General features: G+C 67.9%; 19 protein-coding genes and 2 tRNA genes. 11 read left to right on the top strand and 10 right to left on the bottom strand.

The features are described 5' to 3' along the window. Positions 1–41 precede the first annotated feature (41 nt). Positions 42–1,559 (top strand): amino acid permease, encoded by a 1,518-nt coding sequence (locus GWK18_RS01275; RefSeq protein ID WP_209280887.1) that lies wholly within the window; start codon positions 42–44, stop codon positions 1,557–1,559. On the opposite strand, the gene GWK18_RS01270 is transcribed toward GWK18_RS01275, so the two are convergent. Genes GWK18_RS01270 through GWK18_RS01255 form a run of 4 tightly spaced genes read right to left on the bottom strand, consistent with a single transcriptional unit; the run spans position 1,529 to position 9,547 of the window. Further along, positions 1,529–4,207, bottom strand: coding sequence for a GNAT family N-acetyltransferase (locus tag GWK18_RS01270; protein WP_348535793.1), 2,679 nt, complete (start codon positions 4,205–4,207; stop codon positions 1,529–1,531). The two genes, GWK18_RS01275 and GWK18_RS01270, sit on opposite strands and share 31 nt — an antisense overlap. Beyond that, the gene (locus GWK18_RS01265) at positions 4,204–6,030 is read right to left on the bottom strand and encodes an IucA/IucC family protein (RefSeq protein ID WP_166832637.1); all 1,827 of its coding nucleotides are present in this window, start codon (positions 6,028–6,030) and stop codon (positions 4,204–4,206) included. Before GWK18_RS01265 ends, GWK18_RS01270 begins: the two co-directional genes overlap by 4 nt. Next, a complete protein-coding gene (locus tag GWK18_RS01260; RefSeq protein WP_348535792.1) occupies positions 6,027–8,027 on the bottom strand; it encodes a GNAT family N-acetyltransferase in 2,001 nt (666 codons plus the stop codon). Before GWK18_RS01260 ends, GWK18_RS01265 begins: the two co-directional genes overlap by 4 nt. Then, positions 8,024–9,547 carry a pyridoxal-dependent decarboxylase gene (locus GWK18_RS01255; protein ID WP_166832635.1) on the bottom strand — a complete coding sequence of 508 codons (1,524 nt, stop codon included), beginning with the start codon at positions 9,545–9,547 and terminating at the stop codon, positions 8,024–8,026. The genes GWK18_RS01260 and GWK18_RS01255 overlap by 4 nt, the downstream gene beginning before the upstream one ends. A gap of 317 nt (positions 9,548–9,864) precedes the next feature. Between GWK18_RS01255 and GWK18_RS01250 the strand changes: the two genes are divergently transcribed. Both GWK18_RS01250 and GWK18_RS01245 read left to right on the top strand, forming a co-directional pair. Then, entirely contained in the window at positions 9,865–10,635 is a 771-nt protein-coding gene (locus tag GWK18_RS01250) for a siderophore-interacting protein (protein WP_348535791.1), read from the top strand. Further along, a complete protein-coding gene (locus tag GWK18_RS01245) occupies positions 10,632–11,939 on the top strand; it encodes an MFS transporter (RefSeq protein WP_166832631.1) in 1,308 nt (435 codons plus the stop codon). Before GWK18_RS01250 ends, GWK18_RS01245 begins: the two co-directional genes overlap by 4 nt. A gap of 22 nt (positions 11,940–11,961) precedes the next feature. Here the strand turns inward: GWK18_RS01245 and GWK18_RS01240 are convergent, their stop codons facing one another. Continuing rightward, entirely contained in the window at positions 11,962–12,873 is a 912-nt protein-coding gene (locus tag GWK18_RS01240; RefSeq protein ID WP_209280886.1) for an acyl-CoA thioesterase II, read from the bottom strand. 105 nt (positions 12,874–12,978) lie between these two features. On the opposite strand from GWK18_RS01240, the gene GWK18_RS01235 reads away from it, so the two are divergent. Continuing rightward, positions 12,979–13,470, top strand: coding sequence for a thioesterase family protein (locus GWK18_RS01235; protein WP_166832629.1), 492 nt, complete (start codon positions 12,979–12,981; stop codon positions 13,468–13,470). Position 13,471: 1 nt separating this feature from the next. Beyond that, a complete protein-coding gene (locus GWK18_RS01230) occupies positions 13,472–14,146 on the top strand; it encodes a hypothetical protein (protein WP_123823783.1) in 675 nt (224 codons plus the stop codon). 82 nt (positions 14,147–14,228) lie between these two features. Here the strand turns inward: GWK18_RS01230 and GWK18_RS01225 are convergent, their stop codons facing one another. After that, entirely contained in the window at positions 14,229–14,651 is a 423-nt protein-coding gene (locus tag GWK18_RS01225; protein ID WP_166832685.1) for a globin, read from the bottom strand. 98 nt (positions 14,652–14,749) lie between these two features. Continuing rightward, a complete protein-coding gene (gene pepN / locus GWK18_RS01220; protein WP_166832628.1) occupies positions 14,750–17,323 on the bottom strand; it encodes an aminopeptidase N in 2,574 nt (857 codons plus the stop codon). A 154-nt stretch (positions 17,324–17,477) separates the two neighbouring features. Between pepN and GWK18_RS01215 the strand changes: the two genes are divergently transcribed. Both GWK18_RS01215 and GWK18_RS01210 read left to right on the top strand, forming a co-directional pair. Beyond that, positions 17,478–18,011: a ribose-5-phosphate isomerase gene (locus tag GWK18_RS01215; RefSeq protein ID WP_166832626.1), complete on the top strand. Its 534-nt coding sequence runs from the start codon at positions 17,478–17,480 to the stop codon at positions 18,009–18,011. 2 nt (positions 18,012–18,013) lie between these two features. Next, positions 18,014–18,943 (top strand): DNA glycosylase, encoded by a 930-nt coding sequence (locus GWK18_RS01210; protein WP_166832624.1) that lies wholly within the window; start codon positions 18,014–18,016, stop codon positions 18,941–18,943. Positions 18,944–18,991: 48 nt separating this feature from the next. On the opposite strand, the gene GWK18_RS01205 is transcribed toward GWK18_RS01210, so the two are convergent. The 3 genes from GWK18_RS01205 to GWK18_RS01195 all read right to left on the bottom strand — a co-directional run bounded on the left by GWK18_RS01205 (position 18,992) and on the right by GWK18_RS01195 (position 20,245). Then, positions 18,992–19,456 carry a hypothetical protein gene (locus GWK18_RS01205; protein ID WP_166832622.1) on the bottom strand — a complete coding sequence of 155 codons (465 nt, stop codon included), beginning with the start codon at positions 19,454–19,456 and terminating at the stop codon, positions 18,992–18,994. 153 nt (positions 19,457–19,609) lie between these two features. Beyond that, positions 19,610–19,924, bottom strand: a complete 315-nt coding sequence (locus GWK18_RS01200; RefSeq protein WP_166832621.1) for a hypothetical protein — start codon at positions 19,922–19,924, stop codon at positions 19,610–19,612. A 247-nt stretch (positions 19,925–20,171) separates the two neighbouring features. Next, positions 20,172–20,245: transfer RNA gene (locus tag GWK18_RS01195), tRNA-Gly, on the bottom strand. Positions 20,246–20,543: 298 nt separating this feature from the next. On the opposite strand from GWK18_RS01195, the gene GWK18_RS01190 reads away from it, so the two are divergent. The 4 genes from GWK18_RS01190 to GWK18_RS01175 all read left to right on the top strand — a co-directional run bounded on the left by GWK18_RS01190 (position 20,544) and on the right by GWK18_RS01175 (position 23,802). Next, positions 20,544–20,616, top strand: a tRNA-Pro gene (locus tag GWK18_RS01190). 134 nt (positions 20,617–20,750) lie between these two features. Then, positions 20,751–22,094, top strand: a complete 1,344-nt coding sequence (tig, locus tag GWK18_RS01185; RefSeq protein WP_166832619.1) for a trigger factor — start codon at positions 20,751–20,753, stop codon at positions 22,092–22,094. Positions 22,095–22,436: 342 nt separating this feature from the next. After that, on the top strand, positions 22,437–23,042 hold the full coding sequence (locus GWK18_RS01180) for an ATP-dependent Clp protease proteolytic subunit (RefSeq protein ID WP_123824263.1): 606 nt from the start codon (positions 22,437–22,439) through the stop codon (positions 23,040–23,042). Positions 23,043–23,172: 130 nt separating this feature from the next. Further along, the gene (locus tag GWK18_RS01175) at positions 23,173–23,802 is read left to right on the top strand and encodes an ATP-dependent Clp protease proteolytic subunit (protein ID WP_123824265.1); all 630 of its coding nucleotides are present in this window, start codon (positions 23,173–23,175) and stop codon (positions 23,800–23,802) included. The last annotated feature ends 134 nt before the right edge of the window (positions 23,803–23,936 follow it).

The following is a 23,936-nucleotide window of genomic DNA, read 5'->3' as shown; positions in this document are numbered from 1 at the left end:
CTATCGCGGCCTCCCGGGCACCCCCGTCTTAGGGTCTCCCCATGACAGAAGCCCAGGCCGTACGGGAACCGGAGACCACGCTGCGCCGCAAGATGAGCACACGGCACCTGATGATGATCAGCTTCGGAGGGGTGATCGGGACCGGGTTGTTCCTGAGCTCCGGGTACACCATCAGTCAAGCGGGTCCGTTCGGCACGGTCCTGGCCTACGCGGTCGGGGCGGTGCTGGTGTACCTGGTCATGATGTGCCTGGGAGAGCTGAGCGTGGCCATGCCGGAGACCGGTGCGTTCCACGTCTACGCCACCCGCTACATCGGCCCGGCCACCGGGTTCACCGTGGCGGTGCTCTACTGGTTGACCTGGACGATCGCACTGGGCTCCGAATTCACCGGAGCCGGACTGATCATGCAGCGCTGGTTCCCGGACACGCCCGTCTGGGCCTGGAGTGCGTTCTTCATCGTGCTGATCTTCGTGTTGAACGTGGTGTCCGTCCGTGCCTTCGCCGAGGCAGAGACAGCCCTGTCGAGCATCAAAGTGGCCGCGATCATCGCGTTCATCGTCCTGGGCGTCCTGGGCATCGTGGGCCTCATCCGGATGGACGGTTACGACGGCGCCCCGGGCCTCGGCAATCTCACGGACGGCGGGCTGTTCCCCAACGGGATCGGCGCGGTGTTCGCCACCATGCTCACCGTGACGTTCGCGTTCTCCGGTACGGAGCTGATCGGGGTCACGGCGGGGGAGACCAAGGACCCGTCGCGCACGGTGCCCAAGGCCATTCACGCCACACTGTGGCGGTTGAGCGTGTTCTTCATCGGCTCGATGGTGGTCATGGCGGCCCTGATCCCGTGGAAGGAAGCCGGGGTGGACGAGAGCCCGTTCGTAACGGTCTTCAGTGCCATGGGGGTGCCGTTCGCAGCGGACATCATGAACGTCGTGATCCTGGCCGCCATCCTCTCGGCTGCGAATTCAGGCCTTTACGCCTCGACCCGCATGCTGTGGTCGCTGGCCAATGAAGGCACGATCCCGCGGGCCTTCACCAAGGTCAACCGGTTCGGCGTGCCGTCCCTGGCGCTCGCGGCCAGCATGATCGGCGGCCTGCTCGCGCTGCTGAGCTCCGTGGTGGCTGCCGAAACCGTCTATCTGGTGCTGGTGTCCATTTCCGGGCTGGCCGTGATGCTCGTGTGGGTGGCCATTGCCTGGTCCCAACTGAATTTCCGGCGGCGGTGGATCGCCGCGGGCCACACGGTTCAGGAACTGACCTATCCGGTTCCGGGGTACCCGTTCGTGCCGCTGGCAGCTCTGGTCATGAGCCTGGCCTCCTGCCTGCTGATCGTCTTCGACCCCAATCAGCGCTCCGCGCTCTACTTCACCGTCCCGTTCGTGGCTCTGTGTTACCTGGCCTACGCGCTCATGCGTGGCCTCAGGGGTGGGGGATCCGGCGGCACGGGCCGCAACGGCGACGGCATCACCGGTACCTCCGGTACCTCAGGCGCCACTGATGGCGTCGGAGGTACCGGTGATGCCGAACCTCAGGAATCTGCGTCCGGTTCCGGGGTGTAGAAGGCCAGCCGCCCGGTCTTGCCGGGCAGTTGGATTTCCGGGCCCAGTTCGAAACCGAGTGCCTGCATGCGCCGTAACGCCAGGTGGTTGGAGACATCTGGTTCCACGACCACCCGCCGCGTTCCGGCCGAGAGCACCTGACGTGCCAGCATGACGCTCAGCGCCCCGGTCAGCCCGTGGATCCGCTGCCCGGTGTCGGCCAGGAGCAGGTGCATTCCCAGATCCCCTGGTTCCACCCGGAACATGGCTCCGGCTGCATCACCGTGGGGTTGGTAGGTCTGGAAAATCCCGATCGGCTGTCCGTCCGCTTCGATGATCCACGCGTCATGGGTCGGCGAGAATCGGATGAGGGCGTAAATCGCGCCCACTTCCTCGGCGGACAACTCCGTCATGCCCCAGAACCGCGCGCGCGGCCGGCGGACCCATTCGTGGACGGTCGACAGGTCGGCCACGGGATCCAGCGGACGCAACGCCACGGGGAGGGTGGTTCCCGGAGGGAGGCTGCCCTGCGGGAGGTGAGCGGCGGCGTCGCCGAGGGGCAACCGGCGGTCCGTGGGGCCGGCCGAACCCGGGGGCACCCACGGGAGCGCCTGATCGACCTCGCCCCGCGCCCAACTGTCCAGCGGCGTGGTTCCCAGACTTCCCCGGTCGACGGGGTCCGGGGTGATCCACAGCGAGGCGGCGGGGTCCGCCAGGTCCCACAGCACCCGAGCCGCCGGTACCCGGACGCATCCGGTGCCCTTCCCGGGTAGCGTCCCCGCGGCCAGCAGGCAGTCGGTGTCCCCGCCGAGGTCCACGGTCGGGAAGGGAGGCAGCGCCGAGTGGGCCCGCCAGGGAGCGAAGCGGTGCGCCCGCCCCCAGGTCACCTCCGGCGCCTCGCGTGCAGCCACGACGCGCGCGGCCACCGTCTCCAGGGCCTCCGCGGCCGCTCGTCGTGGATCCAGACCCACCGAGGTTCCGTGACGAACGATGCTCTCGAGCGCCAGGCCCACCCGCGCGGTCGGGTCCAGGAAGGGGGTCCAGAGCTCCGGCAGACCTGTGGATTCACCTAAGGCACGCAGAGGTTCGCTGTCCGCCAGGACCCGCGCGAACTCGTCCCGCCATGCGGCGAATGTGGCGGCGTCCCGGCTCTCCGCCGCCATCGAACCGTCCCAAGCCAGCAGGCGCTCTCGCAGGGCGCGGGCGGGGTCGGACAGCGGCTCGGAAACCGCCGCGTCGTCGTCCAGCAGATCTCGCAGCAAGGGCGGCCAGTGGGGGAGCAGGGTGTCCAGCTGGGCGGCCAAGAGGTCGTCGTGGCCGATCCGTCCCGGGCCGTCCTCGGACTGGTGGTCCAGGGCAGCGGTCAACAGCTCACGGGCGCGGTCGGCACGGTGCGGCGGTGCGCAACCCAGACGTGCGGCGGACTGCGCGGGATCCGCGGGGCGTTGATTCGCCCGGATCGTCAGCTCCGCCACGGCGGTCGGCGGTTCGGGTGCGCCCGCGTGTTGCCCCGCGACCAGGTGCACACACGACCCGTTCGAGTCCGCCGCCACCACGTCGTTGACCGGGAGCACCCATCCGGCCAGGGCCTCGACCACGTCGTCTGTGGTCATGGAGGACAGCAAGGTGCGGGTGGCGGTCATCGCGCCCGCGGGCGCGCGGTCCTGGGCCGGCTTCACCACGGTGAGCTCCATCCGCTGACCCTCGGGCAGGTCACGGACACGCTCCTCGAACGAACCGTCACCGGGCAGCACCGCGGCACCGTCCAGTGTTCGGATCCACCGCTCGTCCGAAGACCCGTTGGCACCGGCCACGGTCACCCGTCGCTGCGTGAGCGGCGTCCCCGTGGTCACCTCGATCAACTCCGCACTGCGGCGTTCGACGACGACGGTGCGCACGGTTTCCGTCGTCGTCATCGAGGCCGTGATGGCCCACGCCGCTCCCTCAGTGCGACCGAAATGGGGGACTCCGGGCAACCCGACCAGCGCCAGCCCCCGGACACGCAAGCCCGGCGCGGAGAAGCACACGGGCTGGTACGGGCCGGACTCCTCGATGACCCGGTGCGGGTCGGCGGCGATCATCGGAGCACCCGAGGCCGACAGGTGCTCCGGAACCAACCACGCATTGGAGGCGGCCGAACGCGGCGACTCGGCGTCCAGCACGCGGTTCCAGTCCTCCCCGAGGACCTCGTGGACCCGACGCCGCCACAGCTGTTCGGGAAGGCTTCCCGCCAGCGCGTGGATTTCCAGGTGCGCGGCCACCGGGGTCCAGGGCTCCCACGGCGCGGGCACGTTGTCCTGCACCCCCAGGTCGGTGACGGGCTGAGACGATCGCCACGCGTTCTCCGCAAAGCGGTTGACGCCCCGGGCATAGGCGGCCAAAAATTCCTGGTCCTGGGGCGCGGCGGCGTTCCACCACCGTCGTGCGGTCTCCGCGACGCCGAGAGACAGGGAGAGATGATCTCCATCGGAATGCTCAGCGCCCAGAAGGTATGCCGATCGCCCCTCCGCCCGGCGTCGGAGGACCTCGAGGTCCCAGATCCGGTCGACCGCGGTCACGGCTCCGTGACCCTCGGCCAGGCACTCGACGGTGTCCGCCTGTACGTGCGGCACACCGGCGGGGTCGCGGAAGACCCGCCACCCCGGCCCTTCGAGCTCCGGCGGGATCACCGCGCCACCGCCAGGTCTTCGGCATCACGGGGATCGGCACCGCTCCGGTTCCGGTACGTGGCCAGGGGGTTGTCCAGGCGGCCCGCCCGGATGAGCGAACCGGCGGGGTCAGCCAGGTCGACCATCGCCTGGGGATCCCGCAGCTGCAGTCGATTCAGGCAGGAATGGGCGAAGTCCGGCCGGAACAGGTCCAGCTCCTCCCATAACTCCGGGAAGCGCTCGCGGTGCTCGTCCAGGACCCGCGCGGCCAGGGACCAGAACTCGGTCTCCGCCAGCAGGCCGTGCGCGTCCAACAGGGCGGCGAGGTGGCGCAGGACCCCGTCCAGCACGTCCGTGTGGATCGCCAGCTCGCGTTCCTCCGGGTCCACGACCGACCGGAGGCGCTCCAGCCCTTGCGGCAGTTCCTGATCGTCCAGGACCACGACCTCTTCACCCAGGTCCTTCCAGAACGCCCCCACCGGAAAGCCGTCGCGCAACCGCAGGATCACGTTCTCACCGTGGGGCATCAGCGCGGTGCCGCGCGCCAACAGCAGGTGCGCCACCGGCGCCAGGTACACGCGGAGCAGAGCCTCCACCCACTGCTGCGCAGACGCCCCGGAACGTTCGATCCACGCGCCGATCAGGGGATGACCCTCACGGTCGACGTGCAGCACCCCGGCCAGGCTGGCCGCGTGTTCGTCGGGAGCCAGCATCCCGACGGGGGATTCCCGCCACAGGCCGGCGAGCTGCTTGGTGTGATCGGAGGTGACCCCGCTGCGGTGGTGGGCATCGCCGGTGTAGCCCACGGAGGAGCGCTCCCGCAGGACCGTGATCCCGGATTCAGTGAGGAACGGATCCTGGTCCACGATCTGGCGCAGCCAGTCACTGATCGCGGGCATGGCGCGCATGTAGGCCGGAGACAACCCGCGCAGGAAACCCATGCTGTGCACTCCCAGCGCGGTCTTGGCGTAGTCCCGGCTGGTGTCCGTGACGTCCAGAAAGGTTCGCACGGACTGCTGGGCACGCCACCCGTGCACACTGGGTCCCACCAGGATCAGGTCGTGGCGCAGCACGTCCGGCAGCATCCCCGGGAGCAAACGGTGTTCCCACTGCCACGGGTGCACCGGGATCGGCGTGTACTGCGCCGGGTCTTCACCCACGGTCCGCACCGCGGCCTCGAACCGCCTGCGTTCCTCCGGCAGCAGGTGCAGACCCAGGTGGGTCTCCTCGTCCATGTCGGCGCTCACCGCCACCGTGCACAGACTCCGGCGGGCGGCCAGCCACAGGATGCTCGTGGGCTGCTCCGCTTCCGGTGCCCAGGTCTCCTGCTGAACGGCGCCCATGCCGACGCGGCCCGAACTGGCCACGAACCCGGGGTGCCCGGCGTCCAGGTGCCGTTCGACCTCCTCGAGGGGACTGCGGGCCAGGTCCGCGGAGGTCGGCGCAGCATGCGCACGACGACGAACGGCGCTCAGCAACGTGGCGGAAAGGTCCTCCAGGTAGAGCGGCAGAACCCGGTCCGTCAGACCCAGCGTCTCCCTCAGATCCAGAACGGCCTGTTGCGGATCCAGCGCCCGGTCGGAATCCTGCTCGGCACCGTCCTCCATGAGCCGGCGGATGGAGGCGGGGTCAACGCGCCAGTGCTCCAACGGGTGCACCGTGGCCCGGAAGCTCCACCGGGGATGGCCGCCGTCGTCGTCGATCACCCAGCCGTCCCGGAAGGGCCGGGGACGCAGGATCCGTTCGTGGGTGAACTCCGCGAACATCTTGGCCAGCATGGCTCGTTGGAGGTGATCCACGGTGTGCGGGTCCAGGTCGGGGGCGGGGGTCAGGGGCAGAGTCATGCGGTGGCCTCCACGGTGTTCAGAGTGTTCGGGGCGTCAATGTGGTCCTCGCTGCCCGCAGTGTCCAGGGACAGACGGGAGGGGTCGCGGTGGTTCGCACGGTCCAGGAAGGACAGGCACGCGGTCTTGTCCGGCAGGTCGACCTCACCCTGCTCCAGGAAACCGGCCCAGCGGTTGATGCGCCGGATCGCGTGGTTGGCCGCGTCGGGTTCGACCACCACGCGCTGGACCGCCGGGTCCGCCAGGAGCAGGTCGAGAGCCGCGGCCATGGCCGCCCGGCTGGTCCCCGGCACGGGAGCCTCCGCGGGGGCCAGGAACAGGTGGAGCCCGACGTCGCCGTCGCGCACGGGATAGGCCGCGGCCAGCGGAGAACACGCGGGATCGTAGGTTTCCACCAGACCGATCGGTCGCCCGGACTCCTCGAGCAGCCAGGCGCGCTCGGACGGCTCCTGCTGCATCCGTTCGTACTCGGCAGCCACCCTCCGCTCGTCGGCACCGACCAGTCCCCAGGCCTGCGCCCGGGGCGCCGAGAGCCATTCGTGCAGCAACGGCGCGTCGACGTCGACGTTCACGGGGCGCAACGTGAACTCACGCTGCGAAATCGTCACCAAATGAACGGTGGACTCCGGGCAGGTCAACACCTTCAGACCGGCGGTCTGGGGGAGCCGCCCGAAACTCTGGAATGTCGTGCGGGACTCGGTCAGGTACGGCTCCGCTCCCGTGACGTGCGCCAGGATGTGGGCGTTGCGCAACGGTCCCATCCCCAGGTCCGGTGCGACGAGCGCGTGCGTGTGCTCACCGTGGTTCAGGACGTGAACTGTCCCCTCCGCGTTGGCGCGGTGAAGCCGGTCCGGACTCAACCTGCCCTGGGCATCGGTGAACAGGTCCCCGCGGACGCGGTCGAGCCACGGCACCGGTGTCGGTTCGTACCCGGAACCGGCGACGACGGCGTCCGTGAGGGTCTGGCGCTCGCGGTGGTTCTCCGTGTGGGTCCAACCCAGCAGAAGCCGCCCGTCGTGGTGCCCCACGGACTCCAACGCCGTGGCCGCCAGGATGCGGACGGGGGCTCGGCCGCCCGTGTTGCGGCGAACGTAGAGCGCCTCGTGCAGTCGGTTGATCGTGTCGTCGGAGATGCCCCGGTGCAGCTGGGGCTGATCGGCGTTGATGCGGTCGCGCTGGTCCTCCGGCAGGTCCCGGAAATGATCGAGGTACTCGGGCGAGGTCAGTTCCAGACTGAGCTTGGAGTACTCCATGGGGTAGAACCGCGGGGACCGGGTGATCCAGTCCACGGCGGGCCCGTCGGTCGCCTCCAAGAGGTCCACGACCACTTCGGCCGCGGACTGCCCCGAACCCAGAACCGTCACGTGGTCCCTGGACACCAGATCCTCCCGGCGGTGCAGGTAGTCCGCGGTGTGGATGGCATCCGCCCCGGCATCCTGCAGCATGCCCGGGAGGGTCGGTCGGGTGCCGGTGCCCACCACCAGGTGGCGGGTCCACCAGACCTGCTCGGTGTGTGCCTTGCCCGTGCTCACGGTGCGGACCGCCCAAGGGCCCTCGGGATCGGGCCGCGTGACGTCCACGACCTCCTGGTTCCAGTGGAGCCCACGGACCTCGGAGCTCGCCCACCGGCAGTAGTCGTTGTACTCGCGCCGCAACGGGTAGAACGACTCCCGGACGTAGAACGGGTAGAGCCGTTGCGTCTGCTTGAGCCAGGACAGGTAGCTGAAGCGGGAGGTGGGGTCCGCCATGGTGACCAGGTCCGCCAGGAACGGGACCTGCAGGGTCGCGTCCTCGAAGAGCAGCCCGGAGTGCCAATTGAACTCGGGGGCCTTGTCCAGGAAGGCCACGCGCAAGTCTTCCAGGGGATCGGCCAGACAGGCCAGTCCCAGTCCGAAGGGCCCGATCCCCACGCAGAGCAGGTCCAGCGGGTCCTCGGTGGTGCCCCGGTCGGTGTCGACGCCGGGCTTGTTCGTGGTCAGTGCGTTCGCCGACTTCACGCGATCACCCCCGCGGAGGTGATGACGGACGAGTCGGCCGCGGCGCCGCTCACGTCTGCCGAGACGCCGGCACCGGAGACGGTCAGGCCAGCCTCGTGGATCTGGCCCAGGAGGACCCGCAGGTCCTCCGCCGTGGCCGCCGGGTTGAGCAACGTGAACTTGAGGCACGGGCGCCCGTCGATCTCGGTCTCCGCCACGGTGGACTGCCCGGAGTCCCAGATCCGACGACGAATCGCCCTCGTCCACCGGTCCGCCTGGCCCCCGTCGGGCGGGGACCACCGGAAGAGCACCGTGCTGATGGACGGCGTGCAGATGAGTTCGAAGCGGGGATCCTCCCCGATGAGGTCGGCGACCTCCGCCGCGAGGTCCACGACCGTGTCGAGCATGTCGCCGATCCGGTCCGCGCCGACCGAGCGCAGCGTCAGCCACACCTTGAGGGCGTCGAAACGCCGCGTGGTCTGCAGGGACCGATCGATCTGGTTGGGCTCGGGGGTGTCAGCCGGATTCAGGTAGGCCGCGTGATGCGTGCAGTGTCGCAACGTCCGCGGGTCGCGCACGATCACCGCGGAGCAGCTGACCGGTTGGAACCAGGTCTTGTGGAAGTCCACGGTCACCGAATCCGCCATCTCGATCCCGATCAACCGGTGGCGATGCCGGTGAGAAGTCAGCAGCCCGCCGCCGTACGCCGCGTCCACGTGCAACCAGACCCCGTGCTCCTGGCAGGCGAAGGCCACGGAACTCAAGGGGTCGATGGCACCGCGGTCCGTGGTTCCCGCGGTCGCCACCACGGCCATCGGCGTCAGGTCCTGGCGCTCTATCTCGCACAGGGCGGCGCGCAGGTCACGCGGGCGCATCCGTCCGTCCTCGTCGACGGGGACGATCACCACGGCGTCGTCGTCCAGGCCCAGGATCCGGGCCGCGGTGACCACGGAGAAGTGGCTCTCGGCGCTGGCCAGGATCCGGAGCCGTGCCGCGCGGACCGGGCGGGGCTCGGCGCCGGGGGAGCCGGCGCTGCGTTCCAATGCCTCGTCCCGGGCCAGAAGCAGAGCTTGCAGCGTGGAGGTGGTGCCACCCGGGGTGAACATGCCGTCCGCACCCTCCGGGAAGCCGATCTGTCGACCGGTCCAAGCCAGCAGTTGCCGTTCGATCAGGGTCGCGGCCGTGGACTGGTCCCACGTGTCCACGGAGGTGTTCACCGTTGCCGCAAGCGCCTCGGCGGCGACGGCGGGCACGGCCACCGGGCAGTTGAGGTGGGCAGCGGTGCGCGGCAGATGGAACCACACGGCGTGGCTCAGCCACAGGTTGTCGACCTCGTCCAGGGCCGCCTCGAAGTCCCCGAGCGGATTGTCCAGACTCACGGATTCGATCGACCGGCGCAGGTCGTCGTAAGTGGCCGTCGAATGCGAGTCCGTGGCTTCCGCCAGCCGGGCAGCACCGGTGGCCGTCGCGGCCGACACCGCAGCCATCAACTCCGGCACGGTGGTACTGCTCAGCAGGGGGTCTGCGGGGTGTGCGGTCATGCGATGAGCACCTTCCAGTTCGTTCCGTCTCCGGGAGACACGCGAAATTAGCGCATGGCAATCTGCGCTAATAAGGGTTAGGTTGGCCTAACAATACAGATGATGTCCACCACGTCCAGCCCAGACAGGAATTTTTGATCCGATTCGCAAGGTCGCTCTGACCTGCCCCGTCGGTTCCGTCGTGGTGCCTTGCACAGGCGAGACGTGGGTCCTGACGGTGCGGCGCTCCTCCGCGCGGCGCCGTCGGGATGGCCGACATCGAGCCAAGAACCGAACCAAAGCCGGACCAAAAACCGAGCCAAAGCCGAGGAGCTCACGTGGTACTCGAGTGGGAGAGACTTGCCGTACGCGCGCTGGGATCGACGGAGACCCATCTCACCGTCCGCGCCCGCCACCGGGTGGGTCCCAACTACCTGCGCCTGCAGGTAGACGACGGCGGGTTGCTGGCCCGCAGCGCCCCGTACCCCACCATGTGGTTGCGCCTCTGGTTCGACGACGCCGGACAGACCCACCAGCGCGCCTTCACCGTGGTGGAACCGGACCCGAGCAGCGGGACGTTCAGCCTCGAATTCGCCTTGCACGACGGCGCGGCGGCCGACTGGGCCAGGCAGTGTCAGCCGGGTGAACGCATCAGGGCCTCCCTGTTGGGAAGCAAGCCGCCGTGGGAACAGAAGAAGTCACGCCGCAGGTCCGGGAGCACCTCGCCCGCGGGTCTGGATGCCGACTTCACGGGCCGAACGGTCCTGATCGGGGACCCGGCGGCACTTCCCGCGGTCAACGCGATCCTCGAGGCCGTGCCGCAGACTCCCGTCGAGGTCTGGCTCGAACACCGCACCCCCGAGGACCGGGAACTGCCCGTTTCGGCCGGCGAGTTCCACACGGTCCACTGGGTCCACCGTTCCGGCGACCACGACGGCATTGCCGCCCAGCTGCTCGACCACTGGGAACAGAACTCTCCCGGGGTCGAAGACCGGTACTGGATCGCGGTGGAGGCCGCCGACACCCGGCAGCTGAACACCGCTCTGCACACGCGGTACTCGGTGCCCCGGGACCACATCTGCGCGACGGCCTACTGGAGGGCGGCATGAGCACCACGGACACCCCGCTTGACCGCGCGACCCGGTCCGGTGACCAGGGGAACGGCGCCATTCAGGCCTCCGCTTCCCGGTCCACGGACACGACGACGCAGTTGTGGACGCTGCTCTGGGCGCTCTACACCACTCAGTTCATCGGCGCGTCCTTCCTGCAGACCGGGCTCACGGGCATTCTGCGATCGGGCGGGGCGGAACTCTCCACGCTCTCGGCGTTGCAACTGCTGGGCCTGGCCTGGCCGCTGAAATTCCTGTGGGCACCCGTGCTGGACCGGTGGTCTCCACGTTCCCGCTCCGGACACCACCGGGCGTGGGTCATCCTGCTGCAGAGCCTCATGATCCTCAGCCTCCTGGCCCTGGCCCTGGTCGGGGATCCCGTGCGTGGGCTCTGGACGATCATCGTCCTGGCAGGCGCCTTCGTGCTCTTCTCCGCGACACAGGACGTGGCCGCCGATGCGCTGTCCGTCCGAGGTCTGTCCGTGACCCAGCACGATCGCGGCGCGGGTGTGCAAGTGGGAGCGAGCTACATCGGCACCGTGATCGGTGGCGGTCTCGCGCTCCTCGTGTACGACCTCTGGGGATGGCGTGCTGCGGTCCTCCTGCTGGTGCTGTGCACGGCGGCCGCCATGTTGCCCGTCCTGCGCTACCGGGAACCCGCGCGGGAGGACTCGGCGGCCCCCGGCCCCGGTCTGCGCAGCATGCTCGGCGTTCTGGGCGTGCCCGGTGCCCGCATCTGGGCGCTGGTGGCCGTGCCGCTGGTGTCCTTCGGGTCGGCCGCGGTCTGGTCCCTGGTGACTCCCGCGCTGGTGGACCTGGGATGGTCCCTTGCTCGGATCGGCCTGGTGACCTCCGTGGTTGCCTCCGTTCCCGCTCTGGCGGCAGCGGTGCTGGGCGGCTCCCTGTGCCGCCGCTGGGGCCGCGCCCCGACCATGGTTCTGGGCGCCGCCACGCAGTTGCTGGGTGGGCTGGCTCTGCTGGGCGTGATCTCGGGCGCATTGCCCATCGACAGCGGGGTCGGGGCCACGTCGGCCGTGGCCGGAACCTGCCTGGTCCTGGCCGGATACACCGTGACGACAACGGGTATTTATGCCGTGAACCTCAACCTGGCGCGGCCGCACCACGCCGGGGCGGACTTCACCTTGCTGACCTCCATCAGCATGTTCACCGGCACGGTGGGGGCGTGGGCGGGACTGTTCATCGCCGCGATGGCCGGTTACTCCGTGGCCGCCGTCGTTGCCCTGGCGGTGGCCGTGGCGGGCATCCTGGTGTGCCGCAGCCACCAACGACGGTGGGCGCAGTAAGGACACCCCGGGGCGGGTGCGGTCAGCTTCCCGAGCGGAACTCCGGGAGACGGACCATGCCCTCCTGCATGGTGGTGGCCACCAGGTTTCCGTCGCGGTCGAACATCCGCCCTTCGCCCAACGCTCTTGCCCCGGAAGCCGACGGGGAGGCCTGGACGTAGAGCAGCCACTCGTCGGCACGCGCCGGGCGGTGCCACCACATGGCGTGGTCCAAGGACGCGATGGTCATGCCCTCCTCGATCCAGCTCTTCCCGTGGCGTCGTAGTGCCGGTTCCAACATGACGTAGTCGGACACGTACGCCAGGGCCGCCTGGTGGATGCGCGGGTCATCGGGCAGTTGACGGTGCGTGCGCACCCACACGGCGTTGAACGGTTCCTCCCGGTCGTCCGGCTTCAGATAGATCGCCGGGGTGATGTAGCGGATGTCGAAAGGTCGTTCCTTGGCGATGGCCCTGGCCTGGGGAAGGTCGATGTGCCCCAGGAGCTCTTGCGCGGTCGGCAGGCTCTCCGGGTCCGGCATGCCCTTGGGGCAGGTGTCCTGGTGCTCCAGTCCCTCGGAAGCGGTCTGGAAGGAGAAGATGCCGGAGAGGATCGGGGCGCCGAACTGGTAGGCGTGGACGCGCCGGGTGGAGAAGGAACGTCCGTCGCGCATGCGCTCCACGCCGAAGGTGATGGGTTCGTGGATGTCTCCGGCCCGCAGGAAGTAGCCGTGCATCGAATGGATCTGCCGGTCCTCCTCGACCGTCCGCATGGCCGCCGTGACCGCCTGGGCCATGACCTGACCTCCGTACACGGAGCCCCTGGGGGAGGAGATCGTCTGGCCCACGAAGATGTCTTCCAGGGTCCGGACCCCGCCGCCGTCGCTGAGATCCAACATGTCCAGAAGTGCCTGGGTGGGATCGCTTTCCAGTTGCGGATTCGGCTGAGAGCTCATGACCCTTACTGTACGGGGCGCGGGGCCGCCATCCGCACCGGTCACCCGCACCGCGGCCGGGAATGTCGGGGCAGCCGGGTCGAGTGGTGTGGTTGCATGGTGGGCATGACTTCCCTGGCGGTTCCCATTCAGATGCGGTTCGCGGACATCGACTCCTACGGCCACGTCAACAACGTGACCCAGCTCCAGTACCTGGAGGACGCTCGGGTACGTCTGAGCGCCACCCGCGCCCAAGGCATCGAGGGCGTGCCCGACGGCGTGAGCTTCGGTGACCTGTCCGGCACGCGGCTCAAGGTCGTGGGTCGGCAGGAGGTCGAATATCTGGCGCAACTGCACTACCGCTTGGACCCGGTCACGGTGGAGGTCTGGGTCTCCCACATCGGCGCCACGTCCTACGTCCTCAACTACCGGCTGTGCGATCACACGCAGGAAGAATCCGGGAACGATCCAACCGTGTACGCGATCGGCCAGTCCACGACCGTCCAGATCGGACGCGAGTCAGGACGCCCGGAGCGGCTCAACGAACAGCAGCGCGCATTTCTGGAGCACTACAGCGGTGACCCTGTCACCTTCGGCCGACGCCCGGCGGGAGACTGACATGGCTCGCCTCTACGAACTCGTGGACACCTCGTCCCTGGAGGACGTCCGGACGTACCTGACGCGCGCCCGCGCCGTCGACGCCGACGGAGCCGTACGGTTCCAGGGCGTGGGCGGGGCACTCGGAATCTGGACCTGCGTGCTCTCCCGTGCCGGTCTGCTGGATTCCACGCCAATCGTGCTGGGGCTGCGCACGGCCGGTCTGGCCGAGCCCTCCACCTTGGACGCCGTCGTGGGCCTGGGTCCCGTCCTGGACCGGATGCCGCGATCCCAAGGGGCGGGGGATTCAGCCCTCCGGCTGCCGCCGTACGACGAACAGGCCGCGTGGGCCGGCATCTCGCCGTCGCTGTCCGGATGGGAGGCGGTGGGGGAGATCCCCGCACAGCGTCTGGTGGAGACCGCCAAGGCGGGCACGGAGGAGGTGGCCCGCACCGTCCCCACGGACTCCGGTCGGGAGATGGTGCAACGCGTGCGTTCGGCCGTGTGGAGCCGCACCTCGGACTGGGGGCACATGGGCGATTCCGGCGAAACGCCGACCGTTCCCGACGGCGCCGCCTTCGCGGCCTGGTCACTGGGCTTCCTGCGCTCCGACGACGATTCGCAGGTCCCCGTGGCGGTCAACGGCTCCTGGACACGGCTGTCCTGCCCCGGCGGCTTCGTGCTGACCCGCACCTGAAATCGCCGAGACCTCCGAAAAGGCCCTGTTCGAGGACAGCAGCGGGCCTTTTCGGAGGTCTCGACGGCGCGGTCGGTGCCGCTCAGTCGGCGGCGTTGACGAGTGAGTGGGCGGCCCGTTCCAGGTAGTCCCACAGGATCCCCTCGTGCAGAGGCGACAGATCCAGGGTGTCCACGGCTGCGCGCATGTGCTTGAGCCACGTGTCACGCGCCCGGGAGTCGATCCGGAACGGAATGTGGCGCATCCGCAGCCGCGGGTGCCCACGTTCCTCGGAATACGTGGTCGGCCCGCCCCAGTACTGTTCCAGGAACATCCGGAGTCGGCGTTCGGCGGGTGCCAGGTCCTGTTCCGGGTACATCGCGCGGAACTCCGGATCGGCCGCAACACCCTTGTAGAACTCGTGCACCAGCTTCTTGAAGGTCGCGTGACCACCGATCTGGTCGTAGAACGACGCCGATTCACCGCCCGAGGTGGCCTCCGCCCGATTGTCTCCCACTTGTCGCATGGGTCGACGCATGGCGGACAGCGGTCGACCGACCGGGATCATCCGGGCATCGGGCGGTGCTGCCGCCTCGGGGTTCTCGGGGGTGCCCTGCGGGTCCGTCACGCGTTGCTCCTTGCTGCTGCGGCGCGGGAGTCCACTTCCTGGGCCGCGACGGCCCGGGCCACGCGGTCCCGTCCTTCCAGGATCAAGCGGCGGAGGCCGTTGAGGTCGGAGGGCAACTGATCCAGGAACGCGTCAGCGGCGTCGACCGTGGCCTGCACGGGCGTGCGCGGGAACAGCCCGACGGCGATCTGCTCGGCAATCTCGTGTGAACGCTGCCGGTAGATGTCCGTGACGACCTCGAAGAACTTGTCCACGTAGGGCGCCAACAGCGCAGGATCCGTGGCCTGGCGGAAACCGGCGATCGCGGCCTGCTGCTGCGAGTTCGGCATGGAGCCTTCCTCGACCACGGCCTTCCACACCGCGGCCTTGGCCTCGGGCGTGGGAATGGCAGCCCGTGCTTGTGCCGCGGCGATGGCACCGTGCTCGGTGTTGTCCCGTTCCAGGGCGGCGTCCACGGCGGCGACGTCGGCGCGCCCACCGGCCGCCAGCGAGATGAGCAGCGCCCAGCGCAGATCGGTGTCGATCTCCAGCCCGTCGAGGAGCAACTCGCCGGAGTCCAGACCGTCCACCCGGTCCAGTTGCTCGGCGGTTCGGGCCCGGCGCGCAAAGGCGCGGACGAACTGGAGTTGGCTGTCGGAACCGGGCTCGGCGGAGGTGGCCAGGGTCCACAGACGCTCGGCAGCGTCGACGGCGATCGTGTCGCGGTCTCCGGGCGCCACGTAGTTGTCCAGCACGGTGTCGAGCTGGCTCAACTGGACCTGCACCGTGGTCGAGTCCGACTCGAACCCGATGTTGTTCAGGACGGTGCGGACGTAGTCCCGGGCAGGCGACACGGCGTCGTGCACACCGTCCCAGGCTGCTTGCCAGACCAGGGCGCGCGGCAGGGACTCCTCGAAGTCCTTGAGGTGTTCGGTTGCGGTGTCCTGGGAGTACTCGTCCAAACGGATCTTGGCGTAGGCCAGGTCGTCGTCGTTGACCAGGACCAGATCCGGGGCCTCCAACCCGACCAGGTCGGGGACCTCGGTGAGGGCACCGTCGACGTCGATCTCCACGCGGTGGTTGCGGACCAGGTGACCGGAGGTCTCGTCGATGTCGTAGAAACCGATGGCAAGACGGTGCGGGCGAAGGATCGGGTACTCCTCGGTTGCGGTCTGCTCGATGGCGAACGAGGTGATGAGGTTGTCATCGTCGCGCTCGCAACGGGGGCTGAGCGTGTTGACCCCGGCGGTCTCCAACCATCTCTCGGTCCAGTCCGCGAGGTCCCGGCCGGAGGCTGCCTCGAGTTCGGTCATGAGGTCCTTGAGTTCAGCGTTCGCCCAACCGTGCTTGTCGAAGTAGGTGCGCAGACCCGCCATGAACTGATCCTGGCCCACCCAGGCGACCAGTTGCTTGAGCACGGACGCGCCCTTGGCGTAGGTGATACCGTCGAAATTGACCAGCACGTCTTCCAGGTCCGTGATGTCGGCTTTGATCGGGTGCGTGGTGGGCAACTGGTCCTGTTCGAACCCCCATGACTTCTCGGAGGCGGCAAACGTCGTCCAGGCGTTGTCGTACTTGGTGGCCTGAGCGCTTGCCAGCGTCGAGGCGTACTCCGCGAAGGACTCGTTGAGCCACAGGTCGTTCCACCACCGCATGGTCACCAGGTTGCCGAACCACATGTGCGCCAACTCGTGCAGAACCGTGATGACGCGGCGCTCCACACGCGCCCGGGTGGGCCGGGACCGGAAGACGTAAGCCTCCACAAAGGTCACGCAGCCCGCGTTCTCCATCGCGCCCGCGTTGAACTGCGGGACGAACAGCTGGTCGTACTTGTCGAACGGGTACGGCGTGGCGAACTGGGATTCGTAGAACTCGAAGCCTTGCTTGGTGATCTCGAAGATCTCCTCGGCATCCAGGTGCTCCATGAGCGACTTCCGGGCGAAGACCCCCAGCGGAATCACCCTCCCGTCCGAGGAGGTCAACTCGTCGCGCACGACGTCGTACGGCCCGGCCACCAGGGCCGTGATGTACGGGGGCAGCAGCGGCGTCGGACCAAAGGCCCAGGTGGCCTTGCCCTCACCCGCGCGGGTGGGTTCCGGCGTGGGCTGGTTGGAGACCACCTGCCAGTGCTCGGGGGCGGTCACCGTGAACGTGAAACGGGACTTGAGATCGGGCTGTTCGAAGACCGGGAACATCCGACGGGTGTCGGCCACCTCGAACTGTGAGTAGAGGTAAACCTCCTGGTCCACGGGGTCCACGAAGCGGTGCAGGCCCTCACCGGTGTTCGTGTAGTACATGTCGGCGTCCACCACCAGAACATTGTCCTGTTCCAGGTGGGGGAGCTGGATCCGCTGACCGTCGGCCACTTCCGTGGGGTCCAGGTCGTGTCCGTTGAGCGTGATCGAACGGACGTCGGCGGTGAAGGCGTCGATGAACGTCGATTCGCCCGGCCGGGCCTTGAACTTCACGGTCGTCGTCGTCTGAAAGGTTGAATCCCCTGTGGTGAGGTCCAGGACGACGTCGTAGGAATCGACGGAAACCAAGGCTGCTCGATCGGCCGCCTCGACGCGGGTGAGGTTCTTTCCGGGCACAGTGGTGCGGTCCTTTCGCGGAAGCCGGGGGGAGACTTCCTGACGGGGGGAAGACGAGCAGGGATATCGACCCATGATGCCACGACCACCCCGTGGTGATCAGGCCCTCGATTAGGCTGGCAACCAACAGAAGTAGCGACGAAGGAGTCTGCGGATGCGCGTTCACATCGCCACCGACCACGCGGGGATGGAACTCTCCCAGTACCTGGTGGAGCAGTTGACCGCCCTGGGATACGACATGATCGACCACGGCCCGGAGACTTACGACGCCGTGGACGACTACCCGGCGTTCTGCATTCACGCCGCCCAGGCCGTGATCGCTGATCGGGACCAGGGGCTGGACTCCCTGGGAATCGTGCTCGGTGGATCTGGTAACGGTGAGCAGATGGCCGCGAACAAGGTCGCCGGCGTCCGTGCGGCACTCGCGTGGAACCTTTCGACCGCCCAACTGGCCCGCGAGCACAACGACGCCCAGGTGGTGGCCCTCGGCGGCCGGCAGCACACTCCGGAAGAGGGGCTCGAGATCGTCAAGGCCTTCCTGTCGACTCCGTTCTCCGGGGACGACCGCCACGTGCGAAGGATCCAGCAGATCGCCGAGTTCGAGACCACCGGTGACGTCGCCGGTCGCCTCTCCGGCTTGACCGGCCGCCCCTACGCAGGGCGCGCTGCCGGTACCGCCGAGGCCTGAGCTTGCCCGAAGGTCATTCGATCCACAGACTTGCCCGGCAGATCGGGGACGTCTTCCTGGATCAGGAACTTGCCGTCACCAGCCCGCAGGGTCGATTCGCCCGCGGCGCGGCACTGTTGAACGGGCGGCGACTGGTGTCCGCGCGTGCCTATGGCAAGCAGCTGCACCTGACTTTCGAGTCCCCGGCGGACCCGGCGGACCGCCTGGTCATGCGTTCGCATCTGGGTCTGTACGGGGCCTGGAGTTTCGCCGGGGACAGTACGTTCGCAGCAGCGTCCAGCATCGGAGCGCCGCGGAAGATCGGTGAACGGGAGACCGGCACGTCGGGTTCACGGGGCCAGACCTACGACGACGACGGCCGCGTGGTCCCGGATGCGCCCGTCGGTGCGGTGCGCGCGCGTCTGGTGGGAAACCACGGTTGGGCCGATCTCCGCGGACCCTCGGACTGTCGGGTGGAGACCGTCTCCGAGGCCGAACTGGCCAAGAAGCGCTTGGGACCCGACCCGCTGGACCCCGACGCCGACCCGGCCCTGTTCCTGGCGCGGGCTTCCCGGTCTGCTCGTCCGATCGCCGCCCTGCTCTTGGAGCAACAGGTCATCTCCGGGGTGGGCAACATCTTCCGGGCCGAGTCCCTGTTCCGGCGCGGGGTCGATCCGTTCCTCCCCGGAAAGGCTGCGGGGGAGAAAGTCTTGCGTGGGCTCTGGGAGGAGAACCGGTCCCTGATGGAGATCGGGGTGCGACTCGGTCGGATCATCACGACCGATCCGGAGGACCGCCCCGGAGTGCCGGAAACCGCCGCTTGGCCGGCGCACGCGAACTACGTCTACAAGCGCACGGGCCGCGCCTGCCTGCGCTGCGGGACCCCGATCAGCGAATCGGAGTTGGCCGGCCGGAGCCTGTTCTGGTGTCCGGGGTGTCAGGCGTCGTCGTGACTCGGTATCTCGCTTTCCGGGAATCGCGGAAGGGCATATGGTGCTGGACTAGCCGACTGGCAGGGCGTAGACGGCCAAAACACTGGCTACCAGTCCGAGAACAGTCCCGATCATCACCGGCAACGCTTGCCTGGCGTATCCCGCCAGTTGCTCCGTGACCAGGAATTCCACGGCAGCATCGGGACCACGGGTGAACAATTCGTCAACCTCACCAAGCGTCATGGCGGACAAACCGGCCTTCCGTGCTTCGTCGTCGTGACGAGCCACTAACGCTTGACGACGTGGGTCAAGCGGCCACTGTGCTTCGGCGTGTGCCTCGTCCTCTGTGCCTTCAAGGCCTAAGCGGTATGCCTCGAACTCCTCCGCCATCTCCGCACGGTGACGCCGTTGCATCTGCCGACGCAATTGGTCACGGTCCTGGATTGCGCCACGTCTGCGGTGCAGTTGCCACCACACCCCAACCATGCCGAACAGTTGGAGGGCAACACCTGCGCAATAGAGGCCAGCAATCACATGTGCTATCATCTGCCCTACTGTGCAGCACACCTCGGACAACACAAGACAGCACCATGTTGGGACCACGCCCCATGCGGGGACACCTGCCCCGCTGATTACGCGACCGGTCGAGTGCTTCCTCCTGCATGTGCGGACCCAGTCGGCCTCGGATTAGCCCAGATTGAGGCACTCGGGGTTGGCGTCCGTGACGGGGCTGGGTGTTCTGCGAATACCGGTGGCGCTATAAGCGGCGTCAAGCACTGTGTACAGGCCGAGGTGACCTACGATCCATTGGTCTCGGGCCGCGGAGCCGCCGGTGCGTCGTCGGAGTACGCCTTGGGCGGCTCTGGAGAACTCAACCGGGTAGCACCGGCGCAGGTGTGTGGCCGCGTCGGAGACGTAGTTGGTGAGGTATTCGGCCACGGTCATGTTGGTGAGGATTACGGCCAGTGCCGCTACGTGGTTAGGCCAGGGTTTGGAAGACATGGGCCCGGGTGTCGGCTGCCGCCTGGCGCGGAAACACGGGCCCGGTAGCGGCCAGCGGGGCGGGCAGCAGCCTGACCAAACTACGAACGATAGCGGGCCCCGTTGCGCCATGGTGTGGCCGTCCCTCGCCACCTTGTCAACGGGGAGGGCGATCAGCCCTTGCAGCGACGGTAATGAACTAACACCAAATCTGCTTCCACGAGGGAAACGAAAAGGCCCGGTCATCAGACCGGGCCTTCCGCGTGTTTGGAGGGGATGACGGGAATCGAACCCGCGTAGCCAGTTTGGAAGACTGGGGCTCTACCATTGAGCTACATCCCCGCGCACGGCCACCCATTCCGGTTCTTGCGACGTCCGTCGCCAAGAACCAGGCGATCGCCAGTGAGCGATGTAACGGTACCTGAGGCAGCGCCCAGGGACCAAACGTGCCGCAAGGCGCGGCCGCGTCGTTCGTCCCGGGGATTGCCGGAGGCAGCGTCCCTGCATCGTCCACGCCCGGCCCGCGCCTCTAAAGTGCGCTGATGCGGAGGGAAGCGTTAGACTCGACGCTCGTGCGTGCTCTGACGGTGCACAACCACGTCCGGTGGTTGGTGACCCGCACAGAGAACGACCAACACCGCGGGGTGTAGCGCAGTGGCTAGCGCGCCTGCTTTGGGAGCAGGAGATCGCAGGTTCGAGTCCTGTCACCCCGACGTACGACCGTCCGGAGCTTTCCGGTCGGTCGCATACCGTGCCCGCGGTCCCCACGGAACGACGCCGCGTCGTCCCTGTCAGGGCTGCTGGCTGAGAACTGCAACAACACCCACCTATCAGGAGCGCAGCGCCAGTGCAGAGCACCGTCGAGAACGTCAGCCCCACCCAGGCGAAGATCGATCTGGAGATTCCGTTCGAGGACCTCAAGCCGTTTGTCGACCGGACCTTCAAGTCCCTGGCCAACCAGATCCAGGTCCCCGGTTTCCGCGCCGGCAAGGTCCCGGCCAAGCTGATCGAGCAGCGCGTGGGCTACGATTTCGTGGTCGAGAACGCCCTGAACGAGGCCATGGACACCTTCTTCCAGCAGGCCCTGGCCGAGCACGACCTGACCCCGATCGCGCAGCCGAAGCTCGAGGTCTCCCAGCAGCCCTCCGCCGAGGACCGCGAGGCAGCCACCAAGGCCTTCATCGAGGTCACCGTGCGCCCGGAGATCGAACTCCCCGAGTACAAGGGCCTCAAGGTCGAGGTCGAGGCCCGCAACGGCGAGGACGCTGACGAGACGGAGGCCCTGGACGAACTGCGGGGCCGTTTCGGCACCCTCAAGCCCGTGGACCGCCCGGCAGTCGAGGGCGACTTCGTGTCCCTCGACCTCCAGGCGCTCATTGACGACGAAGAGGTCGACGCCGCCAACGACCTGTCCTACGAAGTCGGCTCCGGCACCATGCTCGAGGGCATGGACGAGGCCGTGACCGGCCTGTCCGCCGACGAGGACGCCACCTTCGTGACCAAGCTGGCCGGCGGCGAGCACTCCGGCGAGGAAGCCACCGTCAAGGTCAAGGTCACCGCCGTCAAGGAGCGCGAGCTGCCCGAGGCCGACGACGAGTTCGCCCAGCTGGCCTCCGAGTTCGACACCATCGAAGAGCTGCGTGCCGACCTCAAGAAGCAGGCCGCCGACTCCGTGGTGGTGGAGCAGGGCATCGAGGCCCGCGACAAGGTCCTGGACCAGCTGGTCGGCCTGGTGGACGTGGAGGTGCCCGACGTCGTCCTGCAGGAGCAGATCGACCAGCACTTCAACAACCCGAACGCCGATGCCGACCACGACACCCCGGAGCACCGCGCCGAGGTCGAGGAGAACGCCAAGAACGCCTTCCGCAACGAGATCGTCCTGGACGCCGTCGCGGACAAGGAAGAGCTGGGCGTCGAGCAGTCCGAGCTGATCGACTACATCATCTCCACCTCCCAGCAGTACGGCATGGACCCGAACCAGTTCGCCCAGATGCTGGACGGCTCCGGCCAAGCCGGCATGATGGTCGGTGAGGTCCGCCGTCGTAAGGCCCTGGCCAAGGTCCTGGAGTACGCCGAGGTCGTGGACACCGACGGCAACGCCGTGGACCTGTCCTCCTTCGTGACCCCCGCCGGTGCCGAAGAAGCCACCGAGGCTGAGGCCGTCGAGGAGACCGAGGCAACCGAGAAGTGACCCGCGCGTGAGCCGGAAGGCTCACTGCCCGGTGTCACCACAGACACCATGACGGCGCCCGATCCGCATCAAGCATGCGGGGCGGGCGCCGTCGTCGTGTACGAAGGACTTCGGGTGCCCTGCCCGGGTGACAGACATGCCGCCAGCGAACAATGCACCGGCAACCGAACACGGCGGCACGTGGTCCATTAGGCTCGAACGCGACCGATCGGACCCGCTACGTGGCGCCTCAAGACGCGTCAGGTACGGGTGACCCGGTGAGAACCGGGAACTGAAGACACGCGAAAGAGGGATGCACTCATGACCTCCCCGATCACCCCTGCGCAGCAGTCTCAGCCGCGCATGGACAGCCAGCCCGTCGCCGGGCAGGACGACTACGTCTACAACCGCCTGCTCAAGGAACGCATCATCTGGTTGGGTTCCCAGGTGGAGGACCGCAACGCCAACCTGATCTGCTCGCAGATGCTCCTGCTCTCGGCGGAGGACCCGGAAGCGGACATCTACCTCTACATCAACTCCCCGGGGGGTTCGGTGACCGCCGGCATGGCGATCTACGACACCATGCAGCTGATCCCCAACGACGTCGTCACCGTGGCCACCGGCCTGGCGGCTTCCATGGGGCAGTTCCTGCTCTCCTCCGGAACCCCCGGCAAGCGCTACGCCACCCCGAACACCCGCATCCTCATGCACCAGCCCTCGGGCGGCATGGGCGGTACGGCCTCCGACGTTCGGGTTCAGGCCGAGCTGATCATGGACATGAAGCGTCGCCTTGCGGAATTGACGGCCGAACAGACCGGCCAGTCGATCGAGAGGATCCTCGAGGACAACGACCGCGACAACTGGTTCACCGCGGAACGCGGCCTGGAGTACGGCTTCTTCGACCACATCGCCCAGAACGCCTCCGGTGTCTCCGGTGGCGGCGGGACCATGAAGGACCAAGAGGACTGAGCCTCAGGGCCCCCGTAACGCTTCAGGTCTAACGAACAAGAGGATGACTTTCATGAACTCCATCTACGGACAGACGGGCCACGGACAGTCGGGTGCTCCCGCGTACCTGCCCGGTTCGACCGCGGGCTCCATGCCCACCAGCCGCTACGTGCTCCCGGACTTCGAAGAGCGCACGCCCTACGGTTACCGCCGCCAGAACCCGTACACCAAGCTGTTCGAGGACCGCATCGTGTTCCTCGGCGTGCAGGTGGACGATGCCTCGGCGGACGACATCATGGCCCAGCTGCTGGTCCTGGAGGCCCAGGACTCGGACCGTGACATCACCATGTACATCAACTCGCCCGGTGGCTCCTTCACCGCGATGACTGCCATCTACGACACGATGCAGTTCATCCGCCCGGAGATCCAGACCGTGTGCCTGGGCCAGGCTGCTTCCGCGGCGTCGGTGCTGCTGGCGGCAGGCACGCCGGGCAAGCGGTTGGCCCTGCCGAACGCGCGCGTGCTGATCCACCAGCCCGCCATGCAGGGGCAGGGTGGCGGACAGGCCTCGGACATCGAGATCCAGGCCAACGAGATCGTGCGCATGCGCACCTGGCTCGAGGACACCATGGCCTTGCACACCGGCAAGACCTCTGAGGAGATCAACCGCGACATCGAACGCGACAAGATCCTCACGGCCACCGAGGCCAAGGACTACGGCCTGGTGGACCACGTGCTCGAGTCCCGCAAGGCCGTCAAGCCCAAGACGGTCACCCCCTGATCGTCTGGGCCACCACCCAGGTTTGACAGGCAAAAGGCCATTTCCGGAGTCCGGAGGTGGCCTTTTGCCTGTCAAACCTTGTCCCGTCCACGACGACGGCGGTGCTCTCGGTGCGCTGTCCGGCCGGGGTGGGT

The organism is Kocuria sp. JC486 (genome assembly GCF_011602805.1).
Taxonomy (GTDB): domain Bacteria; phylum Actinomycetota; class Actinomycetes; order Actinomycetales; family Micrococcaceae; genus Kocuria; species Kocuria soli.
This window is presented reverse-complemented; position numbering and strand designations above follow the sequence as displayed.